At 67.8% G+C, this 12,504-nt stretch carries 10 protein-coding genes; 4 read left to right on the top strand and 6 right to left on the bottom strand.

All coding sequences use genetic code 11. The features are described 5' to 3' along the window. Nucleotide 1 precedes the first annotated feature (1 nt). A complete protein-coding gene (locus A5659_RS04265; protein WP_067179447.1) occupies nt 2–3,298 on the bottom strand; it encodes a LuxR C-terminal-related transcriptional regulator in 3,297 nt (1,098 codons plus the stop codon). 172 nt (nt 3,299–3,470) lie between these two features. Here A5659_RS04265 and A5659_RS04270 point away from each other — a divergent pair, with 172 nt between their 5' ends. The 4 genes from A5659_RS04270 to pth all read left to right on the top strand — a co-directional run bounded on the left by A5659_RS04270 (nt 3,471) and on the right by pth (nt 6,974). Then, entirely contained in the window at nt 3,471–4,715 is a 1,245-nt protein-coding gene (locus tag A5659_RS04270; RefSeq protein ID WP_066871793.1) for a cytochrome P450, read from the top strand. Beyond that, entirely contained in the window at nt 4,712–5,581 is an 870-nt protein-coding gene (locus A5659_RS04275; protein WP_066871798.1) for an oxidoreductase, read from the top strand. Before A5659_RS04270 ends, A5659_RS04275 begins: the two co-directional genes overlap by 4 nt. Before the next feature lie 136 nt (nt 5,582–5,717). Then, entirely contained in the window at nt 5,718–6,386 is a 669-nt protein-coding gene (locus A5659_RS04280; protein WP_066880357.1) for a 50S ribosomal protein L25/general stress protein Ctc, read from the top strand. A gap of 12 nt (nt 6,387–6,398) precedes the next feature. Continuing rightward, the gene (pth, locus tag A5659_RS04285; protein WP_067179449.1) at nt 6,399–6,974 is read left to right on the top strand and encodes an aminoacyl-tRNA hydrolase; all 576 of its coding nucleotides are present in this window, start codon (nt 6,399–6,401) and stop codon (nt 6,972–6,974) included. A gap of 74 nt (nt 6,975–7,048) precedes the next feature. Here pth and A5659_RS04290 read toward each other — a convergent pair whose 3' ends face one another. The 5 genes from A5659_RS04290 to A5659_RS26725 form a co-directional block, all read right to left on the bottom strand. Next, nucleotides 7,049–8,683, bottom strand: coding sequence for a fatty acyl-AMP ligase (locus A5659_RS04290; protein ID WP_066871806.1), 1,635 nt, complete (start codon nt 8,681–8,683; stop codon nt 7,049–7,051). 337 nt (nt 8,684–9,020) lie between these two features. After that, the gene (locus tag A5659_RS04295; RefSeq protein ID WP_197497916.1) at nt 9,021–9,977 is read right to left on the bottom strand and encodes a 4-(cytidine 5'-diphospho)-2-C-methyl-D-erythritol kinase; all 957 of its coding nucleotides are present in this window, start codon (nt 9,975–9,977) and stop codon (nt 9,021–9,023) included. Nucleotides 9,978–10,041: 64 nt separating this feature from the next. Next, complete coding sequence (gene rsmA, locus A5659_RS04300) at nt 10,042–10,995, bottom strand: 16S rRNA (adenine(1518)-N(6)/adenine(1519)-N(6))-dimethyltransferase RsmA (RefSeq protein WP_067179453.1); 954 nt, start codon at nt 10,993–10,995, stop codon at nt 10,042–10,044. After that, nucleotides 10,959–12,086 carry a resuscitation-promoting factor gene (locus tag A5659_RS04305; protein WP_197497914.1) on the bottom strand — a complete coding sequence of 376 codons (1,128 nt, stop codon included), beginning with the start codon at nt 12,084–12,086 and terminating at the stop codon, nt 10,959–10,961. The genes rsmA and A5659_RS04305 overlap by 37 nt, the downstream gene beginning before the upstream one ends. A gap of 158 nt (nt 12,087–12,244) precedes the next feature. Further along, nucleotides 12,245–12,504: TatD family hydrolase (locus tag A5659_RS26725; RefSeq protein WP_197497915.1), on the bottom strand; the 260-nt coding region annotated here is incomplete at its 5' end.

A 12,504-nucleotide genomic window follows, 5' to 3' on the forward strand; every position in this document is an offset into this window, starting at 1 on the left:
TTCAAGCGCGGCGACCGGCTTCTTGAACGAGCTGGACCCGGGACGTCAGGCCGAGCTTGGCGTAGACGTGCGTCAGGTGGGTCTGCACGGTGCGCGGTGAGATGAACAGCCGGGCCCCGATCTCCTTGTTGCCCAAGCCTTCCTGCACCAGGCGCACCACATCGGTTTCCATCGGAGTCAGGGAGTCCCAGCCGGTGGCCGGGCGCCTCCGCTCGCCGCGGCCACGTTGGGCGTAGGCGATCGCTTCCTCGGTGGATAAAGCGGCCCCCTCGGCCCAGGCGGCGTCAAAGTCTGTCTGTTCCAGTGCTTCCCGGATCTTCGCCACGGTGGACGCGTACCCTGTCTCATACATCGGGAAGCGAGGGTGGTCCATCCGCTGCCGTATGGTCTCCGCTGCGCCCAACAGACGCGCCGCGTGCTGGTGACTGCCGTTGGCGGCGGCCAAGCGGGCAAGACATTCCAAGGCGTCGTCAACATGCAAATATCCGAGGGTGCCGTCGGCGATCGTGAGAGCCTCGTGAGCGTCACGCTCGGCCTGCCCCGGGTCACCTTGGGCCATCGCAATGTAGGCGCGTACTACCAGCGCCGGCACTCGTTGCCAGCCCGGTGTCAGTGCGATGTTCTCGTCGGCCCAGCGGCGCGCTGTGGGCACATCACCGCTTGCTAAGGCCGCCTGGGCGAGCGGGGCGGTGGATCTGGTGAACACTTCCCGCAGCGGATTGCTGTGCTCCCATGCCATCTCGCAGAACCGCATTGCCGAAGACCCATCACCGGAGGCCAACGCGGCGTCAGCCAGGACCGCGTACACCGAGTCTTCGGAAACTCCACCCAGCACCTCTGCGGCTACCCCCGCGGATTGCCCCGCTGCGTGTGCGGCCGGCCCGTGCCCTTGGCGGGCCAGTACCACGCCATGCACCAGGCATCCATAAGCATTCATCAACACATCCCCGGCCTCCGCGGCCTCTATAGCCAAGCAACGTGCGATTTCGGCCGCTTCGGCAAGGTTTCCCTGCATCATCAGCGCTACGACGAGCCAGGTTCGGCAGTTCCGTGAGTAGAACCGATCGCCGAGCGCATCGGCGAGGTCGCGTCCTTCCTCGGCGGCCGCACGTGCTGCGGTCGGTTCACCGGACATGGCGCCAACCGTCGCCTGGTGGCTCAAGATTTGGCATAGAGTCCACCGGTCTCCAGCCGCGCGGACCAGTTCGGTTGCTTCGGCGAAGTAGCGCTGGACCACATCGGGCGTGTAGACGGCGCTCATCCCGCATGTGATGAGGGCGCGGGTGATCAATGCCGGGTCGTTGAGCTGACGAGCGACGCCCAATGCGTCCTGTGCAGCACTCAATTCCGTTGGAAGGCCCAACCAAGCAGCGAGGAACTGCCGCTCGATCACCGCACCTGCCCGCACGGCAGGTGTGATAGGCAAGGGCCCTTCGTCAGTCAAGACAGCGTCCAAACCCGCCAGTGCTTCACCGACGCGGCCGGCCCGCAACCACAGTGGTTGCAGCGAAAGGATCAGCCGCATCGCTGTTTCGATGTCCGAGTTCTCTCGGCTCCAACCGTAAGCGGTTCGTAGATTCTCGATTTCCCGTTGCGCCCAACGTAATAGCGGATCGACACCGGCCAGCCCCTGAGTCCCGAATGCGATAGCCCTGGTGGTGTAGTAGTCACGGTGGCGGGTGCGCACCTGGTCGGCCTCGCCGGACTCGCCGAGTTTTTCTTGCGCGTACTGGCGTACGGTTTCCAGCAAGCGGTATCGCATGCCGGTGCCGGTGTCGTCGGCGACTACCAAAGATTTGTCCACCAAAAGGCTTAGCTGGTCCAGCAATTGATACCGCTCCACCTCGCCGTCGGCGCCGACGGATTGGGCGGCATCGAGGTCGAAGCCACCGGCGAACACCGCCAGCCTTCGAAACAGCACCTTCTCAGGCTCGGTGAGCAGCGCATGCGACCAATCCACCGACGCTCGCAGCGTCTGCTGGCGGCGCACCGCGGTGCGTGCACCTCCGGTCAGCAGACGAAACCGGTCATGCAGGCTGTCCAAGATCTGGTCAGGCGACAGCGCGCGAACCCGTGCCGCGGCAAGCTCGATCGCCAGTGGCATGCCATCCAAGCGGGCGCAGATTTCGGTCACCTGCGCGGTGTTGTCCTTGTCCACAACGAACCCGGGGCGCGCCCGACGGGCACGGTCGGTGAACAGCTCGATCGCTTCGTCGTTGAGAGACAGTGAAGGGACCCGCCACGTCAGTTCGCCGGCCACTCCGAGCGGTTCCCGGCTGGTCGTCAGAATCGCCAGATGTGGGCATGCCGCAAGTAACTCGACGACCATCGCTACGCATGCGTCGAGCAGATGCTCACAGTTGTCCAGCACCAGCAACATCCGTTTGTCGCCGAAGAACCGTAAGAGCAGGTCCATCGTGGAGCGGCCAGGCTGATCGGGCAGCCCTAAGGTGCGGGCGACTGTCAATGGCGCCACAGCAGAATTGGTGATGGGGGCCAGGTCGACGTACCAGATCCCATCGGAAAATTCGCCGTTAAGTGCAGCGGCGACTTCCACGGAAAGCCTGGTCTTGCCCGCGCCGCCCGCGCCGGTCAAGGTGACCAGCCGGTTGCCGCCAACCAGTTGCTCCAACTCCCTCATTTGCTCTTGGCGCCCGATAAAATTGGTTAGCTGTGCCGGAAGGTTGTGCGACGCAACCACAGTGCGCACCCGAAGCGGCGGGAAGTCATTGCGCAGATCCGGGTGGCACACTTGGACAACACGCTCCGGACGCGGTACATCGCGCAACGGGTAGCTACCCAGGTCGGCGAGCCACACGCCGTCGGGCAGCCGGTCCACCACCATCGATTCGGTCGCGCCCGACAACACGGTCTGCCCTCCGTGCGCGAGATCGCGCAACCGCGCGGTGCGATTGATCGTCGGGCCCGCGTAGTTGGCGTCGTCGCGCAATTGGATTTCGCCGGTGTGTATGCCGATGCGTACCCGGATGGGCGCCAACGGGGCGCGCTGCAACTCCAGCGCACACGCCACCGCATCCGATGCCCGGGCAAAGGCGGCCACAAAGCTATCGCCCTCACCCTGTTCGAGCGGGCGCACCCCGTCATGCGCCGCGACCGACTCGTTCACGATTTTGTTCAGCTGAGCCAGCGCGTCGGTCATTTGTGTGGGTTGCGTTTCCCACAGCCGCGTCGAGCCCTCGACATCGGCCAGCAGCAATGTCACCGTTCCGGTCGGCAGCAACTCGACCACGCCCAAATCGTCCCAGGTTAGCGGCGTTATCTCCGCGTGTTGGCTCATGTTAGCCAGGATTGCGCCCTCGACGGGGCAAAACATCGGCCAATGCGCGCAGATCCACCACGGGCGGGCATCCGGATCTACGACCCCCGGGCGCGCAGATATGCGCGCCGCGGCGGATGGTCTTCGCCGCGCCGGGCCGGATAGTCGACTCAACCCGACCGAGGAGACCCCGATGACAATCGCCCAAACGACCACCCGCCCGAACGTTTTCGACGCCGGCCTGCCCGTCATCGCCTACGACCACCTCACCGACCCCGACGACGCGCACCGCATCATCGACGCCGCCCGCGAGCTGTCGCCGATCGCCATCGGCCCGCACGGGCCGGAAGTGCTCAGCTACGAACTGGTTCGAACCGTGTTGCGCGACAGCAGATTCGTCACCGCGCGCGGCCTCGGGCTCGACCTGCAGGGCGTCACCTCCGGCCCGCTGTGGGACCGGGCGATCAGCAATATCCTCGGGCTCGACGGCGAGGCGCATCACCGGCTGCGCCGGCTGGTGTCGAAGGCGTTCGCACCCCGGGGCGCCGAGCGGCTGCGCACCCTGGTCCGCGAGATCATCACCGGCCTGGTCGAGCCGCTCACGGCCGCGGGCCACTGCGACGTCGTCTCCGACATCGCCCGCCGCTACCCCACGCCGGTCATCTGCGCGCTGCTGGGCGCACCGCCCGAGGACTGGCACTTGTTCAGCGACTGGACCGATGACATCAAGAAGATCTTCGACTGGAACGTCGCCGAGGACGGCCCGGCGATCCTGGCTGCGTGGGATCAGCTCGACGCCTATCTCGAGGAGCTGATCGCCCGGCGACGCGCATCGCTGTCCGACGACCTGATCTCCGAGCTCATCCGCACCGAAGACGACGGTGACCGGCTGACCCACGACGAGCTACTCATGCTGTGCGCGACGCTGCTCGGCGCCGGTACCGACACCACGCGCAACCAGCTGGCCGCCGCGGTGCAGACGCTGGCCGCTCACCCCGACCAGTGGGAGTTGCTGGCCCGGCGCCCCGAGCTTGCCGCCAACGCGGTCCATGAGCTGATGCGTTACTCCCCAATCATTTTCGGCACCATTCGGCAGACGGCCGAAGACGTCGAGCTGGCCGGAGTCTGCATTCCGGCCGGCACTCTGGTGCTGGCCAACACCGCCGCGGCCAACCGCGACGCGAGCGTGTACGACCGGCCCGAGCGCGTCGACATCACCCGCGAGGACCCTCCGGCGATGCTCACCTTCGGCGGCGGTGTGCACTACTGCCTCGGCGCGCACCTCGCGCGCCTGGAACTGACCGAGGCGCTGCGGGTGATCACCCGCCGCATGCCCAACCCCCGCCGCACCGGCCCGGCCCCATGGAAGGCCATCAGCGGAATCACCGGGCCCATGACCCTGCCGCTGGAGTTCGATGTCGCTACTGTTCAGTCATGACTGGCTGGACCGCCGCAGATCTCCCGTCGTTCGCCGAACGGACCGTCATCATCACCGGCGCCAACAGCGGGCTGGGCTTCGTGACCGCCCGCGAGCTGGCGCGACGAGGGGCCACGATCATCATGGCCGTGCGCAACATCCGCAAGGGCGAGACCGCCGCCCGACAGATGGCCGGCCAGGTCGAGGTGCGTGAGCTCGACCTGCAGGAACTGTCGTCGGTGCACCGGTTCGCCGACGGGGTGAGCCAGGCCGACGTGCTGATCAACAACGCCGGCATCATGGCCGCCCCCTTCGCGCTGACGGTCGACGGCTTCGAGACCCAGATCGGCACCAATCACCTCGGCCATTTCGCGCTGACCAACCTGCTGCTGCCCAAGCTCACGGATCGGGTGGTCACGGTGTCGTCGATGGCGCACTGGCCGGGAAGCATCAACCTCGACGACCTGAATTGGCAGCACCGGCGGTACTCGCCGTGGCTGGCCTACAGCCAGTCCAAGCTCGCCAACCTGCTGTTCACCAGCGAGCTGCAGCGCCGCCTGACCGCCGCCGGCTCCCCACTGCGCGCGATCGCCGCCCACCCCGGCTACTCGCACACCAACCTGCAGGGCGCCTCCGGGCGCAAACTCGGTGACACGCTGATGTCGGCCGTCACCCGGGTGGTCGCCACCAACGCCGACTTCGGCGCCCGCCAAACGCTGTACGCGGCGTCCCAGGATCTGCCCGGGGACACCTTCGTGGGTCCCCGCTTCGGCCAGATGGGGCGCACCCAACCGGTTGCGCGCAGCCGCCGCGCCCGGGACACCGCCACCGCCGCGGCGCTGTGGTCGCTGTCCGAGCAGCTCACCAAGACCAAATTTCCCCTCTGAGGTGCGGATGCGCTAACCTGGCCGGGCGTCACGGCGAGGGTGGCTGGCTGACCAGCACCGTTATCGACGGAGACCGACGAATCGTCGCGACCCCGGCCGTGCCCCGACACACAGGCGAGCACACAGGAGCGACACGATGGCCAAGCAAGCACTCAACCAGTTGAAGGTCGCCGTTCGCGGCGAGACCGGCAAGGGTGCGTCCCGGCGAGCCCGCCGCGACGGCAAGATCCCGGCCGTCCTCTACGGCCACGGCACCGACCCGCAGCACCTGGAGCTCCCCGGCCACGACTTCGCCGCGGTGCTGCGCCACGCCGGCACCAACGCCGTGCTGACCCTCGACATCGAGGGCTCCGAGCAGCTGGCCTTGACCAAGTCGCTCGACATCCACCCCATCCGCCGCACCATTCAGCACGCCGACCTGCTGGTCGTGCGTCGCGGCGAGAAGGTCGTCGTCGAGGTCACCGTTGTGGTGGAGGGCGAGGCCGTGCCCGGCACGCTGGTGACCCAGGAGGCCAGCGCCATCGAGATCGAGGCCGAGGCCCTGTCGATTCCCGAGCAGCTGACGGTGTCGGTCGAGGGCGCCGAGCCCGGCACCCAGTTCACGGCCGGACAGATCACCCTGCCCAGCGGCGTCAACCTGATCTCCGACCCCGAGACCCTGGTGGTCAACGTGGTCACCGCGCCGACGGCAGAGGAGCTCGAAGCCGAGGGCGCGGGCGAGGTCACCGAGGAAGCCGCGGCCGCCGAGGGCGAAGCAGAGGCCGAGGCTGGCGACGACGAGGCCGCCGAAGCCGAGTCCGAGTAGGCGGATCACAACGTGGCCGAGCCGTTGCTGGTGGTCGGCCTGGGCAATCCCGGAGACAACTACGCCCGGACCCGGCACAACGTCGGGTTCATGGTCGCCGACCTGCTCGCGGCCCGGATGGGTTCGAAGTTCAAGGCGCACAAGCGGTCCGGCGCCGAGATCGTCAGCGGCCGGCTCGCCGGGCGCTCGGTGGTGGTGGCCAAGCCGCGCTGCTACATGAACGAATCCGGCCGTCAGGTCGGCCCGTTGGCGAAGTTCTACTCGGTGACACCGGGCGACCTCATCGTCATCCACGACGACCTCGACTTGGACTTTGGGCGCATTCGGCTCAAGATCGGCGGCGGCGAAGGCGGCCACAACGGTCTGCGCTCGGTCGCTAACGCCTTGGGCAGCAAGGACTTTCAACGGGTCCGCATCGGTATCGGTCGCCCGCCGGGACGCAAGGACCCGGCGGCGTTCGTGTTGGAAGCCTTCAGCGCCGCCGAGCGCGCCGAGGTTCCCACCATCTGCGAGCAGGCCGCCGATGCCACCAAGTTGCTGATCGACGTGGGGCTAGAGCCCGCGCAGAACCAGGTTCACGCCTGGTAGCCCGGCCACCGCGAGCAGACGCGAAAGCACCCGACACGCCGCAGCTTTGCGTGCTTTTGTGTCTGCTCGCCGGGCTAGGTGACCAGGCTGACGGACGTCGACCGGCGCAGCTTGCCCGACGGCGTCTTCGGAATGGTGCCCGGCCCGAGCACCACCACGTTGCGCGGCCGCACGTCGACCTCGGCCACCACCTCCCGGGCGACCTGGTGCTCGATGCGGCGCACCTCGGCCTGGTCCTGGAAGGCGTTGGACTCCACCGCCACGGCGAACGTCTCGCGGGAGTGGCCGGCGTCCAGCCGCACCGCAACGGCGCAGCCGGGCCGCACGCCCTCGACGCGGCAGGCGGCGCGCTCGATGTCGGTGGGATAGATGTTGCGGCCCGCCATGATGATGACGTCCTTGACGCGGCCGCAGACCACGACGTGGCCCTCCTCGGTCAGGTAGCCCAAATCACCGGTGTCATACCAGCCGTTCTCGTCCTGGGCCGAGATGAAACCGCCCATGGTTAGGTAGCCGGGCGTCAGCGACTCGCCGCGCAGCTCGATGACGCCCACGCCGCGGGCGGGCATCACGTCGCCGTTCTCGTCGATGATGCGCGCCTCGAGGTCTTGCAACAGCGGCCCGAGCGTGGCCAGCCGGCGGGTGTTGCCCTTGGTGGCCGGGACGGCGCGGCGCAGCGCGGCCAGCAGGTCGGCGTCGACCTCGTCGACGACCAGACCGGCGTTGCACTCCGAAAACGACACGGCCAGCGTGGTTTCGGCCATGCCGTAGGCGGGCAGGATCGCCGAGGGCCGCAGGCCGAACGGCGCGCCGGCATCCAGCAGGTCCTCGACGTCGGCGGGTTCGACGGGCTCGGCGCCGGACAGCGCGAACCGCAGTGTGGACAGGTCGAAGTCGCCGGGCTTGGCGTTGCGGCGCAACCGCTTGGCCAGCAGCGCGTAGGCGAAGTTGGGCGCCGCGGTCATGGTGCCCTTGTACTTGTCGATGAGCTTGGCCCACAGCAGCGTGTCGCGCAGGAAGTCCATCGGGGTGACCTTGACCAGCTCGGCGCCGAAGTACATGGGGATGGTCAGGAAGCCGACCATGCCCATGTCGTGGAAGCAGGGCAGCCAGCTGACCATGACGTCCTTGGTGACGTCGTACTGGGCGCCGATGAACATCGCCTCGGCGTTGGAGTAGATGTTGCGGTGGGTGATCTGCACCGCCTTGGGGGATCCGGTGGACCCCGACGTCAGCTGCATCAGCGCGAGCGCGTCCTCGCCGACCTCGACGGGGTCGATCGGCTCCGCGGCGAGCAGGTCAGCGACGGTGACGACCTGGATTCCCTTCTCCTGCAGCACCGGAATGGCCACCAGGAAGGGCTCCGAGACGACGACGGCCTTCGCCTCGATCATGCCGATGACGTTCATGGTGTCCTCGGCCCACACGGCCAAGTCCGTGCGCGGCGTGGGCTGGTGCAGCATGGTCAGGCTGGCCCCGCGCATCCACAGGCCCTGCGCCGTCGGCGCGATCTCCACCGGATAACCGGCGAGCACGCCGACCGCGTCGCCCGGCCCGATGCCGGCGGCGGCCAGGCCGCCGGCGATGCGGCGCGCGCGCTCGTGGACCTCGCCCCAGGTGTGGCGGACCGGTTCGTGGGGTTCACCGGTGACCATGCCCGTCGTCGCGGACCGGGCATTGCGGTACATCTTCTCGGTAAACCTGCTCACAGAGTCCTCCTCGGTTCCAGCCCTCGTCCCAACGCCCGGAATCTCATGTTCCGCCCGGTGGCCAACACTTCGCCGCAAGCACGTAAACACGGTTGGGCGGCGGTTAGGTCTCGGATCGGTGATGCGTCCACACCCGCCATGACGAGGCGGCGGTCGCCGGCCCGATGAGCGCGAAACGGGCCCGGGAAAACTCGGCGGGGCCCATGAATTAATCGTCCGCCGGAGCGCCCGGCGGACGATGCAATTAAGTGATCTTGCTCAACGGATCCCGTCACCGCGGATCATCTTAAACTCCTCTTAGGGACGCGCCAAACCAATGCGCAAAATGGGAAAAGATTCACACTTCGGTGGGTGCGGGAACCACCCGCGCGCCGGCCACCGGCCCGCTGGCCACCCGCACCGTGCGGCACACGCCCGCCCCGGACACCTCGGTGCCGACGTCGACCGCCGCGGCCGCCGACGCGCACAGGAAGGCGCACGTCGGGCCCGACCCGGACACGATGCCCGCCAGCGCCCCGGCCGCCACCCCCGCGCGCAACGTCCGGCGCAGCCCCGGGTTCAGGCTCACGGCCGCCGCCTGCATCTCATTGCCCAGCAGCGGGGCCAACCGCTCGGCATCGCCGGCGGCCAGGGCGGCCAGCACCGGCCCGGGCGCGGGCAGCCGCGGCGGATCGCCCGCCTCGCGGAGCCGGTCCAATTCGGTGAACACCGCCGGCGTCAGCAGCTCTCCGTCGGCGAACGCCAGTACCCAATGAAAGGTGTTGCGGGACAACACCGTCGCCAACTCCTCGCCGCGACCGGTGCCCAACGCGGTGCCGCCGTGCAGCGCGAACGGCACATCGCTGCCTAACCGCGCGGCCAGCATGCGCAGGTCGCGGCGGGGCACGTTGAGTTCCCACAACGAGTTCATCGCGACCAGCACGGCCGCCGCGTCGGCGCTGCCCCCGGCCATGCCGCCGGCCACCGGAATGGATTTGTCGATCATGATCGACACGTCCGGCGCCCGGCCGACGTGTTCGGCCATCAGCTCGGCGGCCTGCCAGGCGAGGTTGCGTTCGTCGGTGGGCAGCTTCTCGGCGCCCTCGCCGACGATGTCGAGCGACAGCACGTCGGCGTTGCGGACCGTCACCTCGTCGAGCAGCGACACGGCCTGAAAAATCGTGTTCAGCTCGTGGTAGCCGTCCTCGCGGCGGTCACCGACCGCCAAGTAGAGGTTGACTTTTCCGGGCACCCGAACGGTGACCGACCCGGTGGGCACCCACTGCGCGGCGGTATTGCCGTCAGACATTCTCAGCCACCGCAGCAGACTATCGCTGCTCGGAGCCAACCAACGCAACGGCGCCTTCGGCGGCTTACCGTCAGCCGGCCGAGGCGCCCTGTTCGGCGATGCGGGGAGTCGCCTCGGGCGTGGCGTGGGATCGATCCGCGGAGCGCTGCAGCAACCGCACGAAGTCGTCGATCGACAGCGTCTCGCCGCGGCGCGCCGGGTCGATGCTGGCCGCCAGCAACCGATCCGCCGATTCGTTGCCCGAGCCGGCCCAGTCCACGAACGCGTTGCGGCACGTCTTGCGGCGCTGCCCGAACGCGATGTCGATCAGTGCGAAGACCTGGCGCCGGAAGCCCTCGTCGGTGGGCCATGGCGAGGTCGCGTATCGGTCGATGCGTACCAGCCCGGAGTAGACCCGCGGGATCGGCCAGAAGACCGTCGGCGACACCATGCCGCAACGACGAACCTGGCCAAAAAAGCGCACCTTGACGCTGGGCACGCCGTACTCCTTGCCGCCGGGCTCGGCGGCCAGCCGCTCGGCGACCTCGGCCTGCACCATCACCGTCATGGTGCGAATGGACGGGAACTCGGCGAGCAGGTGCAACAGCGCCGGGACGGCGACGTTGTACGGCAGGTTCGCGACCACGGCGGTCGGCCCAGTGGCCACCTCGTCGCGGCGGAGGGTCAGGACGTCGCGGTTGACCACCGTCAGACGCTGGCTCTCGCTGTTGGAATGCTCGGCGACGGTCTGGGGCAGCCGTTCGGCCAGCACCGGGTCGATCTCGACGGCGGTCACGGCGGCGCCACGGTCGAGCAGGGCCAGGGTCAGCGACCCCAGACCCGGCCCGACTTCCAGGACGTGATCAGCCCGGCTGACCCCGGAGGTCGAGACTATCCGGCGCACCGTGTTGGCGTCGTGGACGAAATTCTGGCCCAGCGATTTCCGTGGCCGAAATTCGAGTTCTTTGGCCAGCCGCCTGATCTCGGTGCGCCCGAGTAGCCGGATGGTCAGCGCGCACCAGCTCTTCCGCTGCACACTGGCCACGCACCCCAACCCTGGCGCTCACGGGTCACCTCGGCGACGGTGATCTGCTCCTCGCGGGTGGCGAGGTCGGCGCGGGCGGCGAACCGCAACCCGCCGTTTCGCTCCCACGTGCCCTGGTCGAACTGCACACCGCCGTAGTACCCGTTTCCGGTGTTGATAGCCCAGTTTCCGCCGGCTTCGCAACCCGCGATCGCGTCCCAGATGGAGCCGTCGCTGACCGGAGGCACCTCGGTGCCGGGCTTGGTGCCGATGCGGACCACCGAGTCGCGGGCGGGCGTGATCACCGTGTTGGCGATCGGCAGCCGGCCGGTCTCGACGCCGTTGACCGTGGCCACCGAGAAGGTGACGTCCTGCGTGCCCGGGCTGCCTGGATCCTCGACGACCTGGCGGCTCATGTTCAGGCCCGGATCTTCGATGCGACGGGCGTTGGGGGGCAGCGGGATCCGCTCGGTCACCTGCTGGATCCGGTTACGCGTCACCTGAACTTCCATGCCGTCGACGATGGGCGCCGACGCGGCCGGCACCACCTGGTCGCTGTCGAGCAGCGGCGCGCCGGCGGCGCTCAGCAGGCCGGCGACGTTCGGTGCCGCCAGGTGCACCGTGCGGATCGCACCCGCGTCGTTGATGCGGACGGTCTTGGCACTGACGACGGGCAGCGCCATCCCGGCCAGCGGAACGCGGCTGCCGCGGTTGGCCGCGGCCGGGGCGGTGTCGGTCATCGCCAGCTGGGCCAGCGCCTCGTCGACGGTGGAAGCGGTGGTCCACACCTGCTTGGTGTCATGGCCGTCCAGCGAGATCTGCAGGGGGCGGCTGCGCCGCAGCACGATCTTGCTGGCGTCGTGCACCGTGACATCACCGGCGGGGTACAGGTCGTCACGCTCGTCGATGGCGAAACCGTTCTCTTCGACGACGTCGATGACCCGGGACTTCATGGTGGTGACCTTGATGGCCACCCCGTCGACGGTCAGCGTGACCGTCTTGCACACCGATACCGCGTATCCGCCCGCGAATGCCAGGACTACCAGCAGCCCTCCGACCACGAGCCGCAACATCGGCGAAGGATTCTGATGAAGTTTTGTCAATACACTCAACGCGCGTTACCCAACCCTCAACAACCCACTCATTCGGCAGCAAGTCACAAATTAAGGGCCCGTAGGCCCAACCGTTCGATCACAAGACGGTAACGAACCGGTCAAGGTTGGGCAACTCCGACGCGGCGAATTTAAACCAAATCGCCTGGTCGTTTACCTCACACTGTGACCAATCCGTACACCCGTTGAGCATTACTCGTCGTTATCTCGGCCAGCTCTTCCGGGTGGCGATCCACCAGCTCGGCGATCGCCCGAACAGTATAAGGAAGGCAATACGGTTCATTCGCCGTCCCCCGATAGGGATGGGGTGTCAAGAATGGCGCATCGGTCTCCACCAACAGCTGTTCAGGCGGTATCAGCGGAACGGCTTCGCGCAGCGCGTGCGCGTTGCGGAAACTCGCGGTGCCCGACAGGCTCA

Origin of the sequence: Mycobacterium sp. 1165196.3, from assembly GCF_001673415.1 — a bacterium.
Classification (GTDB): domain Bacteria; phylum Actinomycetota; class Actinomycetes; order Mycobacteriales; family Mycobacteriaceae; genus Mycobacterium; species Mycobacterium europaeum_A.

Bases quoted from the DNA above. Each gene is read 5' to 3' on its own strand.
- A5659_RS04280 (WP_066880357.1), top strand. From the start codon at position 5,718: ATGGCCAAGCAAGCACTCAACCAGTTGAAGGTCGCCGTTCGCGGCGAG.
- A5659_RS04270 (WP_066871793.1), top strand. From the start codon at position 3,471: ATGACAATCGCCCAAACGACCACCCGCCCGAACGTTTTCGACGCCGGC.
- A5659_RS04275 (WP_066871798.1), top strand. From the start codon at position 4,712: ATGACTGGCTGGACCGCCGCAGATCTCCCGTCGTTCGCCGAACGGACC.
- A5659_RS04265 (WP_067179447.1), bottom strand. From the start codon at position 3,298: ATGAGCCAACACGCGGAGATAACGCCGCTAACCTGGGACGATTTGGGC.